We start from the raw sequence: 15,690 nt of genomic DNA, 5'->3' as shown, positions 1-15,690 counted from the left end.
GCCATGGCTCTGTTAAATCGGAACGTCCTGTCCAAATCAGTGGCTCGCGCCGGCGCGGCGCTCGTCGTGGCCATCGGCCTGTCGGCGATACCGATCGGCGCCGAAGCGGCCGGAAAGATCCGCATCGCCTTCGGCGACATCGCTTCGGTCGAGGCGCTTGGCTTCCTGACCGCGATCGAGCGGGCCAAGGAGCGCGGCGTCGATATCGACATCACCTACCTGAAATCCGAGGACATCGCCGCGCAGGCGGTGGTCGGCGGTCAGGCGGACATCGGCGTCGGCACGCCCTATGCGCTTCTCCAGAAAGTCCGCGCGCCGATCCGGATCTTCTACCAGATGAGCACGCTGCGCTTCTATCCCGTGGTCAACACGGAGTTCTACCAGGACTGGAAGGATCTGGATGGCCAGGAGATCGCGGTCCATTCCCGCGGGTCCGGCACCGAGGCGATCATGAACCTGCTGGCCAAGAAGAACGACATCCGCTACGGCCAGGTCAGCTACGTCCCGGGCTCGGAGGTTCGCACCGGGGCGCTCCTCCAGGGCAACGTCAGGGCGACCATCGTCGATTCAGCCGGCTGGCGCCTGCTCCAGGCGCAGGCTCCCGGCAAGTTCAAGGTGCTGCCGGTGGAGGGCATAGACGCCAGCGACGAGGCGCTCTACGCCAACACCAACTTCCTGGAACGCGAGCGGGACTCGGTAAACATCCTGACCGAGGAACTGCTGAACACCTTCCGGGAAATCAACGCCGAGCCCGCCGTCGTCACCGAGTTCCGCCAGAAATACAACCTGCTCCCCGACCTTCCGGCCGAAGTCGCCGCCGACATGGAACCCTATTACAAGGATGCGGCGGATGTCGGCCTGTTCCCGGCCAACGGCGGCGGGGAAGACGCGGCCCGGGACGATTTCGAGTTCTACAGCGTGGCGGGCCAGCTCCAGGGCGATCCGGCGAGCCTGAAGGTGGCGGATTTCTGGACGTTGGAGCCCTTGTCCCAGGCGCTCCAGAAGGTCGGCCGGCGCTGACGCCGGCCGACGCCGCAAACAAGGACCCGTCATGTCCCAGCTTCTCGTCCACAAGGCCGGTCCCCCGATCGGTCCCGCTCCCGCCTTCGTCCGCTGGGCCGCCACGCGCGACCATACCTTGTTGTGGCGGCTGCTCTCCCTGGCGCTGTTCTGCGGCGTCTGGGAGGTGGCGGGACAGATCCCGGTCAACTATGCGCTGCCGCCGTTCTCCCAGACCTTCATGGCCTTCGTCGGGATGGTCCTGGACGGCAGCCTGATTTCCGCCTACGCCACCACGTTGCAGCCGCTGGTCATCGGCATCGTAATCTCCGCCGTCATCGGCGTCGGCATCGGCATCCTGATGGGGCTGAAGCCGATGGCCGAGTGGCTGGCGGCACCGGTCTTCATCGTGATGCAGGCGGCTCCCATGGCGGCGCTGATCCCCCTGATCACCTTCGTCTACGGCATCGGCATGACGTCCAAGGTGCTGTCGGTCTGCGTGCTGGCCCTGCCGGTGATCGTGCTCAACTGCTACAAGGCGGTCCGCAACGTCAATCCGTCGCTGGTCGCCATGTGCCGCTCCTTCCAGGGAACCCGCTGGCAGCAGGTCGCGAAGATCGTCATTCCCGACGCCAGCCCGCTGATCTTCGCGGGTCTCCGGCTGGGCATCTCCGCCGGCTTCATCGGCATCGTGCTGGCCGAGCTCCTGATCACGCCGACCGGCATCGGCGACCTGATCACCTATCACCGCTCGGTCGCCAACTATGCCGAGATGTACGCGACCATCACCTCCATCATCGTTTTCTCCGCGGTCACGGTCGGGTGCTTGCAGCGCCTCGAAGTGTCGCTGTTCCGTCCCGAGAAGAGGGAGATCGCCTGATGCCGGCCGCCATGCCCCGCATCCACGAAATGCCCGCTCCGGCCAAGGCCGACAACATCGTCGAGGTCCGCGGCCTGTCGAAGTTCTACGGCACCTTCGAGGCGCTGAAGGAGATCGACCTGGACTTTCCCCGCGGCGAACTGATCTCGCTGCTCGGACCCAGCGGCTGCGGCAAGACCACCCTGCTGAAGATGATCGCCGGCCTGATCGAGCCGTCGAAAGGCGAGGTCCTGGTCAAGGGACGCCCGGTCACGGGGCCGGGGCCGGAGCGCGCCTTCGTCTTCCAGGACTTCGCGCTGATGCCCTGGGCGACCGTCATCCGCAACGTCGCCTTCGGGCTGGAGCTCCGGGGGATGCCGAAGGCCCAGCGCCACGAGATCGCCCGGCGCTACATCGCCGAGGTCGGTCTTGCCGGTTTCGAGGAGCGCTACCCGCACGAACTGTCCGGCGGCATGCGCCAGCGGGTGGGGCTGGCCCGCGCGCTGTCCGTGGACGCCGACGTGCTTCTGATGGACGAGCCGTTCTCGGCCGTGGACGAGCAGACCCGCCGCAAGTTCCAGGAGGACCTGCTGAGCCTGCGCCGGGTGCAGCGCAAGACCTTCATCTTCGTGACCCACAGCATCGAGGAGGCCGTCTATGTCTCCGACCGGATCGTCCTGCTGTCGCGCGGTCCCGGCCGGGTGTCGCGGATCATCAGGCCCGACATCCCGCGCGACGGCACCCCCGACGAGATCCGCCGGGACAGGCGCTACCTGGATACCATCGAGGATATCTGGGACGGCCTGAAGCGGTTCGTCGAGTGAGCGGGGAAGGGGGAAGACGGCCATGACCCTGTTCGGCTACCGCGTGCCCATGATGTCCTCGCTGCTGGTCTGGTGCCTGCTGTGGGAACTGGTCGGCCGCCTGGACCTGATGTTCCTGATCCCGCCTTTCACGGCGGTCCTGGCGGCCATGGTGGAGCTGGTGCAGTCGCCGCAGTTCCAGTCGGCCACGGCCGTGACGCTGCGCAGCTTCGTTCTCGGCATGGTTCTGGCGATCGTGGTCGGCGTGGCGCTGGGCGTCCTGATGGGCCGGTTCCGCGCCGCCGACCGGCTCCTCGGCATGTGGGTGAACCTGTTCGTCAGCGCTCCGCTGTCGGCGCTGGTGCCGATCCTGATGATCCTGTTCGGCCTGGGCGACGCCACCATCGTCGCGACGGTGTTCCTGTTCGCGGTCTGGATCATCGCGCTGGACACCCAGGCCGGAGTGAAGCACATCTCCGGCTCTCTCGTGGAGATGAGCCGGTCTTTCGGCGCCCGGCGACGGGACGTGTATCTGAAGATCCTGCTGTGGGCGGCCTTGCCGGAGATTCTCGCCGGCATCCGCCTGGGCATGATCCGCGGCGTGAAGGGGGTGGTGATCGGACAGCTTCTCGTCTCGATCATCGGTTATGGTGAGCTGTTCGAACTGTACTCCCGCAACTTCCTGATGGAGCGGTTCTGGGCGCTGACCATCCTCGTCTTCGCTTTCGCCATCCTGGTGTCCGAACTGGTCGGCGCCATCGAAAAACGCATCGAATACTACGCTGGAGTCCGTCAATGAGTGCAAACAGCAACGGCCGCTGGGCCTTCGAGCCCGCTGCCATCCCCAGCCTGCCGATCCGCGGCTCCGACGCGCGCTTTCCGGTCCATCGCATCTACTGCATCGGCCGCAACTTCGCCGCCCACGCGATCGAGATGGGCCACGATCCCAACCGCGAGCCGCCGTTCTTCTTCCAGAAGAACCCGGACAACCTGGTCACCGACGGCAAGTTCCCGTACCCGGACCGGTCCGAGGACGTGCATTTCGAGATCGAGATGGTGGTGGCGCTGTCCAAGGGCGGCAAGAACATCCCGATCGACCGGGCGCTCGACCATGTCTTCGGCTACGGCGTCGGGCTCGACATGACCCGGCGCGACCTCCAGGGCGAGGCCAAGAAGCTCGGCCGCCCGTGGGAGATCGGCAAGGCGTTCGAGGCATCCGCCCCGTGCAGCGAGATCATCCCGGTCACGGAGATCGGCCACCCGACCCAGGGTCGCGTCTGGATGAAGTGCGACGGCGAGCAGCGGCAGGAAGGCGACCTCAACCAGATGATCTGGAAGGTGCCGGAGATGATCAGCTACCTGTCCGACTACTTCACCCTGGCCGCCGGCGACGTCATCTTCACCGGGACTCCGGCCGGCGTGGGCGGCGTGAAGCGCGGCAACGTGCTGGTCGGCGGCGTCGACGGGGTCACCGAGCTGAACGTCACCGTGGTCTGAGCCTTCCGGCCCGAACCGCCGAAAGGGAGCATCGTCCGCCGACGATGCTCCCTGGATTTCGATTTTTCGACGCTGTATCAGGGTATGGCCGGCCGCAACCAAGCCCGCGCCTGGAGTTCCCTCGTGATACGCGTCAATCCTCTCCTGCACGACACCGCCAGTCCGCCGATCCCGGAAGCCCAGGGCTGGGCGAGGCGCTACGGCGGCGGCCGGGGTCCGCTGGTGGACCTGGCGCAGGCCGTTCCCGGATACCCTCCGCACCCCGGCATCCTGGAAGCCCTGGCGAGCGCGGCATCCTCGCCGCTGCTGGCCGGCTACGGCGCGATCCTGGGGGACCAGGATCTGCGGACCGCCTATGCCCGGCATGTGGCCGGCATCTTCGGGGTTCCGATCCGGCCCGCCGAGGTCGCGGTCACGGCGGGCTGCAACCAGGCCTTCTTCGCCGCGGTCCTGGCCCTGGCGAAGGCCGGTGATGCCGTCATCCTGCCCAGCCCCTGGTACTTCAATCACAAGATGACGCTGGACATGCTCGGCATCGAAGCCCGGGCGGTGCCGGCCTCGGCGGAGGACGGGTTCGTGCCGGACCCCGGCCGGATATCCGAGGCCATCGACGGGCGCGTCCGGGCCGTCGTCCTGATCAGCCCCAACAATCCGACGGGCGCCGTCTATCCTCCGGAAACCCTGCGCGCCATCCATCGCATCTGCCGCGACCGGGGCGTGGCGCTGCTCCTGGACGAGACTTACCGGGACTTCCTGGCCGACGCCGGGACGCGGCCCCACGACCTGTTCGGGCAGCCGGGCTGGCAGGATACGCTGGTCGAACTCTACAGCTTCTCGAAGTCCTTCTGCATCCCCGGCCACCGGCTCGGCGCCGTCGTCGCCGGCGAGGCTTTCCTCGCCGAGTTCGCCAAGGTGATGGACTGCATCCAGATCTGCGCGCCGCGGATCGGCCAGCATGCGCTGGCGGCCACGCTGGACCCCATGGCCGCTTGGCGGGAGGAGAACCGGCGGGAAATCATCGGCCGGGCCCAGGCCTTCCGGTCGGCGGCGGCACGGTTTGACGGCTGGCGGCTTGACGCCATCGGCGCCTATTTCGCCTTTCTCCGGCATCCGTTCGACGCGCCTGCCGCCGTGGTCGCCGAGCGGCTCGCGGAGGAGCGCGGCGTCCTGTGCCTGCCCGGCAGCTATTTCGGTCCGGGCAACGAAAGCCATCTTCGCATCGCCTTCGCCAACGCGGATCGGGCGGCCATCGAGGGGCTGCCCGACCGGTTCCAGAACCTGACGATAGGGTAGGAAGAGACATGGATAGGGAAGAACTGGAGCGCCTGCGCGCGAAATACGGCCAGCTTCACGGCGGCGAGGTGTTCGACCCCACCTTTCGCAAGGTCGCGGACACCATTTTCTCGAAGAGCGGCACGCGGCTCGCCCCCTATGCCGGCATGCCGACCTTCCTGACCGCGCCGCACCGGCCGATCGACCCGCAGGCCCCCGACTTCGGCGACCTTCAGGTGGCGATGCTCGGCGTTCCGATGGACCTGGGCGTGACCAATCGGAATGGTTCGCGCTTCGGCCCCCGGGCGCTGCGGACCATCGAGCGGATCGGTCCCTACAACCATGTTCTCCACACCGCCCCGGTGTCGGAGCTGCGGGTGGCCGACATCGGCGACGTGCCGTTCCGCAGCCGCTTCAGCCTCGACTCCTCCCACGAGGATATCGAGGCCCACGTGGCGAAGATCGTGGCGGCAGGCGTCGCCCCCCTGTCGGTCGGCGGCGACCATTCCATCTCGCTGCCCATCCTGAAGGCGCTGGGCAAGGACCGGCCGGTCGGCATGATCCATATCGACGCCCATTGCGATACCAGCGGCGGGTTCGACCAGACCAAGTTCCACCATGGCGGGCCGTTCCGCCAGGCGGTGCTGGAAGGCGTCCTGGACCCGAAGCGGGTGATCCAGATCGGCATCCGCGGCTCGGCCGAGTACCTGTGGGAATTCTCCTACGACAGCGGCATGACCGTGATCCACGCCGAGGAGATCGCCGGCCTGGGCATGCCGGCGGTGATCGAGCGGGCCCGCAAGGTGGCCGGCGGCGGGCCGACCTATGTCTCCTTCGATATCGACAGCCTCGACCCGGCCTTCGCGCCCGGAACCGGAACCCCGGAAGTGGGCGGCCTGACCACGCGCGAGGCGCTGGAGCTGCTGCGCGGCCTGAAGGGCCTGGACATCGTCGGCGGCGACGTGGTCGAGGTCGCTCCGCAATACGACCCCACGACCAACACGGCGCAGGCGGGCGCCCAGATGCTGTTCGAGATCCTCAGCCTGATGGTCTACAGCCCGTCGATCGGCGCCAAGGAATAAACCACGAAGCAAGAAACCGAACGAACAGAACAGGAAGGTGAAGCGATGACCGAGATGACCAAGTCCGGGATCACCCGGCGCACCGTGCTGGCCGGCGCCGCGGCGGGCGCGGCCCTGCTGGCGATGCCGTCGATCCTGCGGGCGGCCGACCGCTCGCTGAAGGTCGGCGTCTATGGCGGGTACTTCCAGGAATCCTTCGACGAGCACATCTTCCCCGACTTCACCAGCGCCACCGGCATCGAGGTGGAGTCCATCTCCGAGCCGACCGGGGAGGCCTGGCTGGTGCAGCTCTCCCAGGCCGCCCGGGCGGGCCAGGCCCCGGCCGACGTGTCGATGATGTCGCAGGTGGCCATGCTGAAAGGGCAGGCGATCGATCTCTGGGCTCCGCTCGACCCGGCCAGGATCCCCAACCTGGGCAACCTGCTGCCGCAGTTCGTCAACAAGTATCCCGACGGCCGGATCGCGGGCGTCGGCGCCGTCGCCTGGTACATCACGCTGGTGACAAATACCGATGTCTATTCGGAGGCGCCGGATTCCTGGGCCGCCCTGTGGGACCCCGCCAACCGGGACCGCCTGGGCCTGCTGGCGTTGGTCTCCAACTCCTTCCTGCTCGAGGTGACCGCCAAGACCTTCTTCGGCGGCCCGGCCAAGCTCGACACCGAGGAAGGCATCCTGGAGGTCATGGACAAGCTGGCCGAGGTCAAGCCGAACGTCCGGCTGTGGTACCGGGACGAGGCGCAGTTCGAGCAGGCGCTCAAGTCGGGCGAGATCCCCATGGGCCAGTATTACCATGACGTGACGGGGCTCGCCGCCGCCGACGGCAACCCCGTCCGCTCCACCTTCCCCAAGGAGGGCGGCATCCTGGATTCCGGCTCCTGGGCGGTGTCCGCCGCTTCCAGGAAAACCGCGGAGGCGCACGAGTTCATCAACTACATGAGCCAGCCGCAGATCCAGGCCAAGCTGTCGCGCAACGTCGGCACCGCCCCGACCGTGGCCCGCAGCATGACCGACCTGACGGACCAGGAGTTCGCGGCGGTCTCCAGCGAGATCGAGCCGATCATTCCGCGCTACGACCTGTACCAGACCAAGTCCGACTGGCTGAACCAGAAATGGACCGAGCTGATCGTCGCCGGCTGACTTGACCCGGAGGAGGCTATCCATGTCCGGCCTGGTACTGGAGGGCATATCGAAGCGGTTCGGCGGCGTCGCAGCCGTGGACCATGTCGACCTCGCCGTTCCGAACGGAACCTTCGTCTGCATGCTGGGGCCGTCCGGCTGCGGCAAGACGACCCTGCTGCGGACCATCGCCGGGCTGGAGGAGCCGACCTCCGGCCGGATCCTGATCGACGGCAAGGACATGACCCGGGTGCCGGCGCACCGGCGCGACTTCGGCATGGTGTTCCAGTCGCTGGCCCTGTTCCCGCACCTGAATGTCGGCGAGAACGTCGCCTATCCCCTGCGGATCCGCGGCGTCGGCCGGGCCGAGCAGGCGAAGCGGGCGGAGGAGCTGCTGGCCCTGGTGGACCTGGGCGGCTATGCGGGCCGGCCGGTGTCGCAGCTTTCCGGAGGACAGCGCCAGCGCGTCGCCATCGCCCGGGCCCTGGCGCTGTCGCCCAAGCTGTTCCTGCTCGACGAGCCGCTGTCCGCGCTCGACGCCAAGCTGCGCGAGGCGATGCAGGTGGAGCTTCGCAAGCTCCAGCAGCGCCTCGGCGTCACGACGATCGTGGTGACCCACGACCAGCGGGAGGCGATGACCATGGCCGACCTGGTCGTCGTGATGGGGCAGGGGCGCATCCAGCAGGCGGCGTCGCCGGTCGAGATCTATCGCCGGCCGGTCAACAGCTTCGTCGCCGACTTCATCGGCTCCACCAACCTGATCGCCGTCCGGTCGGGAGGCGGGCAGGGCGTCGAGGCTCCCGGCGGCACGATCCCCGGCGTGAGCCTGGCGCCCGGACAGACGCAGGCGACCCTGTCGGTCCGGCCGGAGGACATCCACCTCGTCCCGGCCGGCGAGGCTCCGCTGACCGGCAGGATCAGCTTCATCCGGGACCTGGGCGCCAGCATCGAGACCTTCGTCGATGCGGATGGCACCCAGATCGTGGCGGTCGCCTCCCCGCGCGAGCGGGCGCATTTCCGGGTCGGCGACACCGTAGGATTGAGGCTCGATCCCGAGGCCTGCCGGGTGCTCGCGTCGTGAGGGCGGATGCTCCGAAGCGGGCGGCGGACTATGCCCCGCTGGCCTTCCCCGCCCTGATGCTGACCGTCTTCTTCGTGGTGCCTTTCGGCATCATGGTGATGGTCAGCTTCTTCCAGCGCCAGCCCGGCGGCTTCTACACGCCGGACTTCGTGTTCAGCAGCTACGAACGCTTCCTCACCGCCTTCTTCGGCGGCGTGCTGGGGTTCTCCCTAGGGCTGGCGGCGCTGGTGGCCGTGATCTGCGTGGCGGTCGGGTTTCCCTTCGCCTACGAATTGGCCCGGACCCGCCGCCGGGTCCAGGTCGCCTGGCTGGTGGCGCTGCTCGCCGTGCTGTCCCTGTCGGAGGTGATCATCGGCTTCGCCTGGTCCACGCTGCTGTCGCGGACCGCGGGGATCTCCAACCTGCTGGTCTGGCTCGGCCTCATGGAAAAGCCGGCGGCGCTGACGCCCAATTTCGGCGCCGTCCTGACCGGCATGGTCTACCAGGCGTTCCCCTATACCGTGCTGGTCCTCTACCCGGCGATGGCGCGCCTCGACCCGACGCTGATGGAAGCCTCGCGGACCCTGGGAGCGCACCCGCTCCGCGCGTTCCTGACCGTCGTGGTCCCGGCGCTGCGGAACACGATCCTGGCGACCTTCATCATGGTCTTCGTCTTCGCGCTCGGCTCCTACCTGCTGCCCCAGCTCCTGGGCCGTCCGCAGCACTGGACCCTGTCGGTGCTGATCACGGACCAGGCGATCTATCAGTCGAACCTGCCGTTCGCCGCCGCCATGGCGGTGTTCCTGGTGCTGGTGACGCTGTCGCTGGTGGGGCTGGCCCTGCTGGTCGGCCGGAAGGAGAGTGCTGCATGAGCGGCAAGCTGTTCCGGCGCGTCCTCTTCACCCTGGTGGCCCTGTTCCTGGCGGCGCCGCTGATCGTCATCGCCGGGGTGTCCGTCAATGCGCAGAGATCGCTGGTCTTCCCGCCGGCGGGTCTCTCCGCCCGCTGGTACGGCGAGATCTTCACCGACGCCGCCTGGCGGGGAGCCCTAACGGCCTCGGTGACCGTCGCAGCGCTCTCCGCGGCGCTGGCGGTGGCGATCGCCTTCCCGCTCTCCTGGTTCCTGTGGCGGCGCCACGCTCCCTGGGCGCGCGTGTTCCAGATGCTCGGCACGGCGCCCTTCATCCTGCCGCCGGTCATCACCGCCCTGGGCTTCCTGACGTTCTGGACGACGGTCGGGGCCTACGGGCAACCCTGGACGGTGGTGGTGGCCCACGGCATCTTCTTCGTGACCCTGCCGCTGGTCACCCTGTCCCTGGGGTTCGCCTCGATCGACCGGGCTCTGGTCGAGGCGGCGGCGACCATGGGGGCCGACGACCGGACCATCCTGCGGACGATCGTGCTGCCCCTGATCCGGCCCTACATCGTGTCGGGCTTCGCCTTCGCCTTCGTTCTGTCGCTCAACGAATACATCGTCGCCTACATGACCGTAGGCTTCACGCTGGAGACGCTGCCGATCAAGATCTTCAACTCGCTGCGCTACGGCTACACCCCGACCATGGCGGCGGTCGCCATCCTGTTCGTCGCGGTGGCGGCCCTCGTCTTCGGCCTGATCGCCCGCTTCGGCGACCTGCCGAAACTGCTCGGCGCCTGGAGTTCGCGGGATTGACGAAAGCACCCTTGCGCCTCGCCCTGCTCCAGATGGAAGCGGTCGCGGGCGATGTCGCCGCCAACCTGGACCGCATCGCCGCCGCCGCCGAGGAAGCCGCGGCGGCAGGGGCCGGCTGCCTGCTCGCACCCGAACTGGCGCTGACGGGCTACGGCGCCGGCGCCGCCATCCGGGACATGGCCGAGTCCGCCGACGGCGCGCAGGTCGCGGCCCTGGGCGCGATCGCGGCGCGCACCGGGATCGCACTGGCCTGCGGCTTCGCGGAGGCGGCGGATGGAGCCGTCTACAACAGCGCCGCCGCGGTTCTCCCCGACGGCACCCGGCACGTCTATCGCAAGCTGCACCTGTACGGCGACTACGAGAAGGGCCTGTTCCGTCCCGGCGCCGCCGCTCCGGCGGTGTTCCCGCTGGGCGGCCTGAAGGCCGGCCTCCTGATCTGCTACGACGTCGAGTTCCCGGAAACGGTGCGCCACCTGGCGTCATCGGAAGCCGACCTGATCCTGGTGCCGACGGCCCTGCCGGCCAGCGAGCACGCCGGTTTCATCGCGCGGTCGATCATCCCGGTACGGGCCTTCGAGAACCAGGTCTTCGTCGCCTACGCCAACCATGCCGGCCGCGACGCCGCGTTCTTCTATGCCGGCCTGTCCGGCATCGCGGCGCCGGACGGTTCCGATCTCGCCCGCGCGTCGGCCACGGGCACCCGTCTGTTGATCGCCGACCTTGACCCCTCCGCTTTCGGTGCCGCCCGCGCGGCCAACCCGTACCTGATCGACCGCCGAATGCGTTTCATCAGCGGACCCAACCAGACCTGAAGAGGAACGCCTCCCATGACCGCGACCCCGTTTCCGGAACCGGCCGTGCCCCCTCTGCCGGAGCCGTACCAGACTCCCTCGGCGCTCAACTTCTCCACCGTGGTCGGCTGGCCCGAGGGGCGGAAGCCGGCCGCTCCCGACGGCTTCGAGGTGACGCTTTATGCCGACGGGCTGGATTATCCGCGCTGGTTCCATCTGCTGCCCAACGGCGACGTCCTGGTATCGGAAGCCCGGACCCAGCTGAAACCGGACCATGACCCGAACTCGCCGGCGGTGCAGGGCGACAAGCGGTCCCGCGCGCTCGGGCAGAGCGCCAACCGCATCACCCTGCTGCGCGACGCCGACGGCGACGGCTTTCCGGAGATCCGCGAGACCTTCCTGGAGGGGCTGAGGCAGCCTTTCGGGATGGCGCTGCTGGGCGACACGCTCTACGTCGCCAATACCGACGGCGTGCTGGCCTTTCCCTACCGGGAGGGGCAGACCCGCATCGAGGCCGAGGGCCGCAAGATCCTCGACCTGCCGGCCGGCGGCTACAACAACCACTGGACCCGAAACATCCGCGTCGGTCCCGGCGGGAAGAAGCTCTACGTGACCGTCGGCTCCGCCAGCAACGTGGCCGAGTACGGCATCGAGGAGGAGCATCGCCGCGCCGCGATCCTGGAGATCGATCCCGACGGCAGCGGCGAACGCATCTTCGCGAGCGGCCTGCGCAACCCCGTCGGCCTGGATTGGGAGCCGGAGACCGGCGTGATGTGGACGGCGGTCAACGAGCGGGACGAGTTGGGCGACGAGTTGGTGCCCGATTACATGACAAGCGTCCAGGACGGCGGCTTCTACGGCTGGCCCTATTCCTATTTCGGCAAGATCGAGGATCCGCGGCTGCGCGGGCAGCGGCCCGATCTGGTGGCGAGGTCGATCGTGCCCGACATGGCGCTCGGCTCCCACACAGCGTCGCTGGGCCTGGCCTTCTATCGCGGAACCGCCTTCCCCGAGCGCTACCGCGGCGGCGCCTTCATCGGTCAGCACGGCTCCTGGAACCGGTCCGAGCTGTCGGGCTACAAGGTGCTGTTCGTCCCCTTCGCCGACGGCCGCCCGAGCGGCCCGGGCGAGGATTTCCTGACCGGCTTCGTGGCCGAGCGGTCCAGGAGCGAAGTGTACGGCCGGCCCTGCGGCATCGCGGAGCTGCCCGACGGGTCGCTGCTGGTGGCCGACGATGCCGCCGACAGGATCTGGCGCGTCGCAGCGGTCTAGAATGATCGAATGTTGCGCACCGTAGGTTGCGCCATTGGCGCAACCTACGGCTCGATCCAGGGCGGAGGTGATGCGGACCAATAATCGTAGGTTGCGCCCATGGCGCAACGCATCGGATCGGCCGTCTCGGGCGGATCGACCAGATCGGGTTCAGCTCTAGGCCGAGCCCGCGTCGCGGCTTCCGGACTCGACGGCGAAGTCGAGCTGGAGGCTGACCAGGTCGATCCCGCGCTCGTCCGGCTCGCTCTCGGCCAGCAGGAAGGGCCCGTAGTCCGCCCGCTCCGTGCGGGCGATCAGCACCACTCCCGCCGGGAGCACGATGACCTGCCACAGCACGTCCTCGTGCTCCCGGCTGGCGGTCACGGGATCGATGCCGCTGGCGCCATGGGCGGCCATGCGGGAGAAGGCGACCATTCCCGCGGCGTCGCGCATGGCCGGCCGGTAGGAGGGGTGCCGCGACAGGGCGGCATCGCCCATCCGGGGCGGCAGGTCCAGCGTCGCGATGATCCTCGGGCCGAACGGGGTGTCCCGCAGGCAGCCGTCGATCAGCACGGCCGGCGCGCCGAGATCGCGCATTATGGAGCGGCAATGGGCCAGCAGGGGACGCCATAGGGGCGGCGGATTGGAGACCAGGATCGGGATGCATCGAGCCATGGTTTGAAAGGTAAGGAGCGGGCAGGCGAAAATCGAGAGTTGTTGACCGCGGGTCCGCGAGCCGCCAAACATCGCACTCCCGCTCCATTCCGGTCCCTGTACGCTCCGCACCATGGCCCGCATCCAGATCGTCGCCCGAATAAACCTCGACATCGTGGTCCGGCTGGACGGCGCCGTCGCCGGCGGCGCTCAGCTGAAGGGTCAGTTCGACCAGGGCCGCCTGGGCGGCGGCGGATCGAACACCGGCGTGGCGCTCGCCTATGCCGGGCACGACGTGGCGCTGTTCGCCGATGTCGGCAGGGATGCCGGCGGAGCGTCGATGCTTGCGGAACTCTCCGCCCTGGGCATCGATGTGTCGCGCGTGCGGCGCCTCGCCGGACCGACGCCGCCGGTTCTCGTCCTGCTGGACCCGGACGGCGAACGGACGATCATCCGCGGCCGTCCCTCCGTGGTCCTGCCTCCGGTCCTGCCCGATCCCGCGGAACCGGCGGACGCCCTCTACGTCAAGGCCCACGGGCCGGAGGTTGCGGACCTGCTCCGTGCCCGCCTGGAAACCTGCCTGGTGGTCAGCCACGCGCCACCCGCCGGAACGACCGGCTGGCCGGCGCACGTGGTCGTCGACTCCGCCGCCCACATGACCGGTGAGGCGCTGGCCGACCCCTATGCGGCGGCCCGGCGCTTCGCCGGGGAGGGGCTGCGCTGGATGGTGGCGACCGACGGCCCCAGGGGAGCCACGGCCTTCGGTCCTTCCGGTCCGGTCCATGTTCCGGCCGAGCCGGCCACCGTCGTGGACAGCACGGGCGCCGGCGACGTCTTCACCGCCGGGCTGATCCACGGCCTGTTGAGCGGTGCGCCGATCCGCGACGCCCTGTCGATCGGAGCCCGCTGGGCCGCCCTGGCGGTCACGTCGCCGACATCGGTGCCGCCGCCGTCGCTCCGCGACCTGACGGCCTGACCTCAGGCCCCGGCGAACTCGGTCTTGGGCACGCCCAGGATCTTCGCCAGCTGCTTCATCCTCATCTGCACGGCATCGCTGTCGGGGACGTCCTCGCTGCCTTCCGCGACTTCCAGGCGAACGGCGTCGGCGGTGATCCGCAGCCGCGCCATGTCCAGGATGCCCGGCACGCTGCCGGAGAAGCGATGGCCGAGTTGCATCGCGCGGCCGAGGATCTGGGCGCGGCGTTGCACGGCCGGCGTCAGCAGCGACAGCGCGGGCTGAAGGCAGGCATCGTCCGGTTTGCCGCCGTAACGGGCATGCAGGGTCGCCGCGATGAAGACCCGCTCGGTGTGCGTCAAGCCGATGAACGGGAAATGCACGACCCGCGCGAAGCATTGGTGTGCCTTGACGTCGGCATGGTCCGCCCAGGCCATGTCGGAAAGTGCGCAGGCCGCGAGCCTGAGGCGGCGTTCCCCAGCCGTTTCGTCGGGGAACAGGGATTCCGTCCAGCGTACCAGCGCCGGCGCGAAGGCCGGGACCCGCGCGATCGGGAGGCCGAAGGCCTGTGCGCCCTCTATCAGCGGGTCGCGTCGCCGGAGGGTTGGGGAGAGCCGCGAATAGAGCCATCCCTCACGCAGGCCCAGCGCGGAGAAGACGACCCGCTCCGGGCGCAGGTTCTTCAGCAGCCTGTCCATCACCAGCGCCGCAGCCGGAAGCGTCTTCGCCCGCCTTCCGGGCACGCCGGGAAGCGCCGAGATCTTGTCCGGCGTCATCTTCCAGACCGACTTCGCGAAGCTTCTCAGGTCGTTCGCATCCACGTCGTAGCCGTGCGCGACCTTCAGGGGAGCGTTCACCGCTTCCATGTGGGCGCGGGCCAGGGCGCGCCAGCCGCCCCCGACGGCGTAGAAGACCGGCTTGGTCAGCAGCGGCGGAAGCTGGCCCTTCATGACCTCGTCGATCTGCCGCTTGGCGCTTTCCGCCGAGTCCTCCAGCATCGCTTCGACCGGCAGGGCGCCCAGCGGCAGGCTGACCGAGCGCTCGCCGACGCGGTCTTCCAGTGCTTCGGCCACTTCGAGGCTGCCGCCGCCCATGTCGCCGACCAGCCCCTTCGGCCGGTAGAAGCCGGATATGACGCCGAGAGTGGCGAAATGCGCCTCCTCCGATCCCGACAGAAGGCGCAGGTCGCGACCCGTCCGCTCCCGGATAGCCTTGATCAGGCTTTCGCCGTTCGTGGCCCTGCGCACCGCCTCCGTCGCGATGATGTCGATCCGGGACGCCCCCATGGCCTCGGCGATGGCGCAGAAGCGGTGGGCCGCCTGCACCGTGCAGGCCATCGGCCCGGCGGCAAGCTCGCCCGTCTTGTCCAATCCCGAACCAAGGCCGCACAGGGACTTCTCGTTGAACCGGGGGAGGGGGGCCCGGCCGAGATCGTTGTAGACGACGAGACGGACGGAATTGGAGCCGATATCGATGACCGCGTAGTGGGTGTGGTCCGCGGCGAGGACTTCATCCGGATCAAGCTCCTGATGAAGGCCGGTCAGGTCGGCGCGCTGGCCGGTAGCGTCGAGCATCTGTCCCTCCGGTGGCGGGCTGGATCCATGCCCCCTTCAACTCCGGACCGGTCGCTTTGATCCCGCAGCCCGAAGATTATGTCAGGAAGACGTCATCCAGCCCGACCG

General features: G+C 68.5%; 16 protein-coding genes. 14 read left to right on the top strand and 2 right to left on the bottom strand.

Features of this window, described 5'->3' with window-relative positions:
* Positions 1–3 precede the first annotated feature (3 nt).
* From IGS68_RS13135 to IGS68_RS13075, 13 genes are all read left to right on the top strand, one after another.
* Positions 4–1,020, top strand: coding sequence for an ABC transporter substrate-binding protein (locus IGS68_RS13135; protein ID WP_201080641.1), 1,017 nt, complete (start codon positions 4–6; stop codon positions 1,018–1,020).
* Between the two features lie 31 nt (positions 1,021–1,051).
* A complete protein-coding gene (locus IGS68_RS13130) occupies positions 1,052–1,879 on the top strand; it encodes an ABC transporter permease (RefSeq protein WP_201080639.1) in 828 nt (275 codons plus the stop codon).
* Entirely contained in the window at positions 1,879–2,682 is an 804-nt protein-coding gene (locus tag IGS68_RS13125) for an ABC transporter ATP-binding protein (RefSeq protein ID WP_201080637.1), read from the top strand. The genes IGS68_RS13130 and IGS68_RS13125 overlap by 1 nt, the downstream gene beginning before the upstream one ends.
* A 22-nt stretch (positions 2,683–2,704) precedes the next feature.
* Positions 2,705–3,460: an ABC transporter permease gene (locus tag IGS68_RS13120; RefSeq protein WP_201080635.1), complete on the top strand. Its 756-nt coding sequence runs from the start codon at positions 2,705–2,707 to the stop codon at positions 3,458–3,460.
* Positions 3,457–4,158, top strand: coding sequence for a fumarylacetoacetate hydrolase family protein (locus IGS68_RS13115; protein WP_201080633.1), 702 nt, complete (start codon positions 3,457–3,459; stop codon positions 4,156–4,158). Before IGS68_RS13120 ends, IGS68_RS13115 begins: the two co-directional genes overlap by 4 nt.
* Before the next feature lie 123 nt (positions 4,159–4,281).
* Positions 4,282–5,451, top strand: coding sequence for an aminotransferase (locus tag IGS68_RS13110; RefSeq protein WP_247881312.1), 1,170 nt, complete (start codon positions 4,282–4,284; stop codon positions 5,449–5,451).
* 8 nt (positions 5,452–5,459) lie between these two features.
* Entirely contained in the window at positions 5,460–6,512 is a 1,053-nt protein-coding gene (gene speB / locus IGS68_RS13105; protein ID WP_201080629.1) for an agmatinase, read from the top strand.
* A 45-nt stretch (positions 6,513–6,557) separates the two neighbouring features.
* Positions 6,558–7,649 carry an ABC transporter substrate-binding protein gene (locus IGS68_RS13100; RefSeq protein WP_247881311.1) on the top strand — a complete coding sequence of 364 codons (1,092 nt, stop codon included), beginning with the start codon at positions 6,558–6,560 and terminating at the stop codon, positions 7,647–7,649.
* Positions 7,650–7,671: 22 nt separating this feature from the next.
* Positions 7,672–8,709: an ABC transporter ATP-binding protein gene (locus IGS68_RS13095; RefSeq protein ID WP_201080627.1), complete on the top strand. Its 1,038-nt coding sequence runs from the start codon at positions 7,672–7,674 to the stop codon at positions 8,707–8,709.
* Complete coding sequence (locus IGS68_RS13090; RefSeq protein ID WP_247881310.1) at positions 8,706–9,560, top strand: ABC transporter permease; 855 nt, start codon at positions 8,706–8,708, stop codon at positions 9,558–9,560. The genes IGS68_RS13095 and IGS68_RS13090 overlap by 4 nt, the downstream gene beginning before the upstream one ends.
* Complete coding sequence (locus IGS68_RS13085) at positions 9,557–10,357, top strand: ABC transporter permease (RefSeq protein WP_201080625.1); 801 nt, start codon at positions 9,557–9,559, stop codon at positions 10,355–10,357. Before IGS68_RS13090 ends, IGS68_RS13085 begins: the two co-directional genes overlap by 4 nt.
* Positions 10,354–11,169, top strand: a complete 816-nt coding sequence (locus IGS68_RS13080) for a carbon-nitrogen hydrolase family protein (protein ID WP_201080623.1) — start codon at positions 10,354–10,356, stop codon at positions 11,167–11,169. The genes IGS68_RS13085 and IGS68_RS13080 overlap by 4 nt, the downstream gene beginning before the upstream one ends.
* Positions 11,170–11,184: 15 nt before the next feature.
* On the top strand, positions 11,185–12,420 hold the full coding sequence (locus IGS68_RS13075; protein WP_201080621.1) for a PQQ-dependent sugar dehydrogenase: 1,236 nt from the start codon (positions 11,185–11,187) through the stop codon (positions 12,418–12,420).
* 156 nt (positions 12,421–12,576) lie between these two features.
* On the opposite strand, the gene IGS68_RS13070 is transcribed toward IGS68_RS13075, so the two are convergent.
* Positions 12,577–13,074, bottom strand: a complete 498-nt coding sequence (locus IGS68_RS13070) for a hypothetical protein (protein WP_201080619.1) — start codon at positions 13,072–13,074, stop codon at positions 12,577–12,579.
* Positions 13,075–13,186: 112 nt separating this feature from the next.
* Here IGS68_RS13070 and IGS68_RS13065 point away from each other — a divergent pair, with 112 nt between their 5' ends.
* Positions 13,187–14,029 carry a PfkB family carbohydrate kinase gene (locus IGS68_RS13065; protein ID WP_201080617.1) on the top strand — a complete coding sequence of 281 codons (843 nt, stop codon included), beginning with the start codon at positions 13,187–13,189 and terminating at the stop codon, positions 14,027–14,029.
* 2 nt (positions 14,030–14,031) lie between these two features.
* On the opposite strand, the gene IGS68_RS13060 is transcribed toward IGS68_RS13065, so the two are convergent.
* On the bottom strand, positions 14,032–15,582 hold the full coding sequence (locus IGS68_RS13060; RefSeq protein ID WP_201080615.1) for a Ppx/GppA phosphatase family protein: 1,551 nt from the start codon (positions 15,580–15,582) through the stop codon (positions 14,032–14,034).
* Positions 15,583–15,690: the final 108 nt, after the last annotated feature.

The sequence above is a fragment of the Skermanella sp. TT6 genome, assembly GCF_016653635.2.
In the GTDB taxonomy this organism is placed as follows: domain Bacteria; phylum Pseudomonadota; class Alphaproteobacteria; order Azospirillales; family Azospirillaceae; genus Skermanella; species Skermanella cutis.
This window is presented reverse-complemented; position numbering and strand designations above follow the sequence as displayed.

What these genes read in the sequence shown, in the direction of transcription:
- IGS68_RS13135 (WP_201080641.1), top strand. Translation starts at nt 4, where the DNA reads ATGGCTCTGTTAAATCGGAACGTCCTGTCCAAATCAGTGGCTCGCGCC.
- IGS68_RS13130 (WP_201080639.1), top strand. Translation starts at nt 1,052, where the DNA reads ATGTCCCAGCTTCTCGTCCACAAGGCCGGTCCCCCGATCGGTCCCGCT.
- IGS68_RS13125 (WP_201080637.1), top strand. Translation starts at nt 1,879, where the DNA reads ATGCCGGCCGCCATGCCCCGCATCCACGAAATGCCCGCTCCGGCCAAG.
- IGS68_RS13120 (WP_201080635.1), top strand. Translation starts at nt 2,705, where the DNA reads ATGACCCTGTTCGGCTACCGCGTGCCCATGATGTCCTCGCTGCTGGTC.
- IGS68_RS13115 (WP_201080633.1), top strand. Translation starts at nt 3,457, where the DNA reads ATGAGTGCAAACAGCAACGGCCGCTGGGCCTTCGAGCCCGCTGCCATC.
- speB (WP_201080629.1), top strand. Translation starts at nt 5,460, where the DNA reads ATGGATAGGGAAGAACTGGAGCGCCTGCGCGCGAAATACGGCCAGCTT.
- IGS68_RS13100 (WP_247881311.1), top strand. Translation starts at nt 6,558, where the DNA reads ATGACCGAGATGACCAAGTCCGGGATCACCCGGCGCACCGTGCTGGCC.
- IGS68_RS13095 (WP_201080627.1), top strand. Translation starts at nt 7,672, where the DNA reads ATGTCCGGCCTGGTACTGGAGGGCATATCGAAGCGGTTCGGCGGCGTC.
- IGS68_RS13085 (WP_201080625.1), top strand. Translation starts at nt 9,557, where the DNA reads ATGAGCGGCAAGCTGTTCCGGCGCGTCCTCTTCACCCTGGTGGCCCTG.
- IGS68_RS13075 (WP_201080621.1), top strand. Translation starts at nt 11,185, where the DNA reads ATGACCGCGACCCCGTTTCCGGAACCGGCCGTGCCCCCTCTGCCGGAG.
- IGS68_RS13070 (WP_201080619.1), bottom strand. Translation starts at nt 13,074, where the DNA reads ATGGCTCGATGCATCCCGATCCTGGTCTCCAATCCGCCGCCCCTATGG.
- IGS68_RS13065 (WP_201080617.1), top strand. Translation starts at nt 13,187, where the DNA reads ATGGCCCGCATCCAGATCGTCGCCCGAATAAACCTCGACATCGTGGTC.
- IGS68_RS13060 (WP_201080615.1), bottom strand. Translation starts at nt 15,582, where the DNA reads ATGCTCGACGCTACCGGCCAGCGCGCCGACCTGACCGGCCTTCATCAG.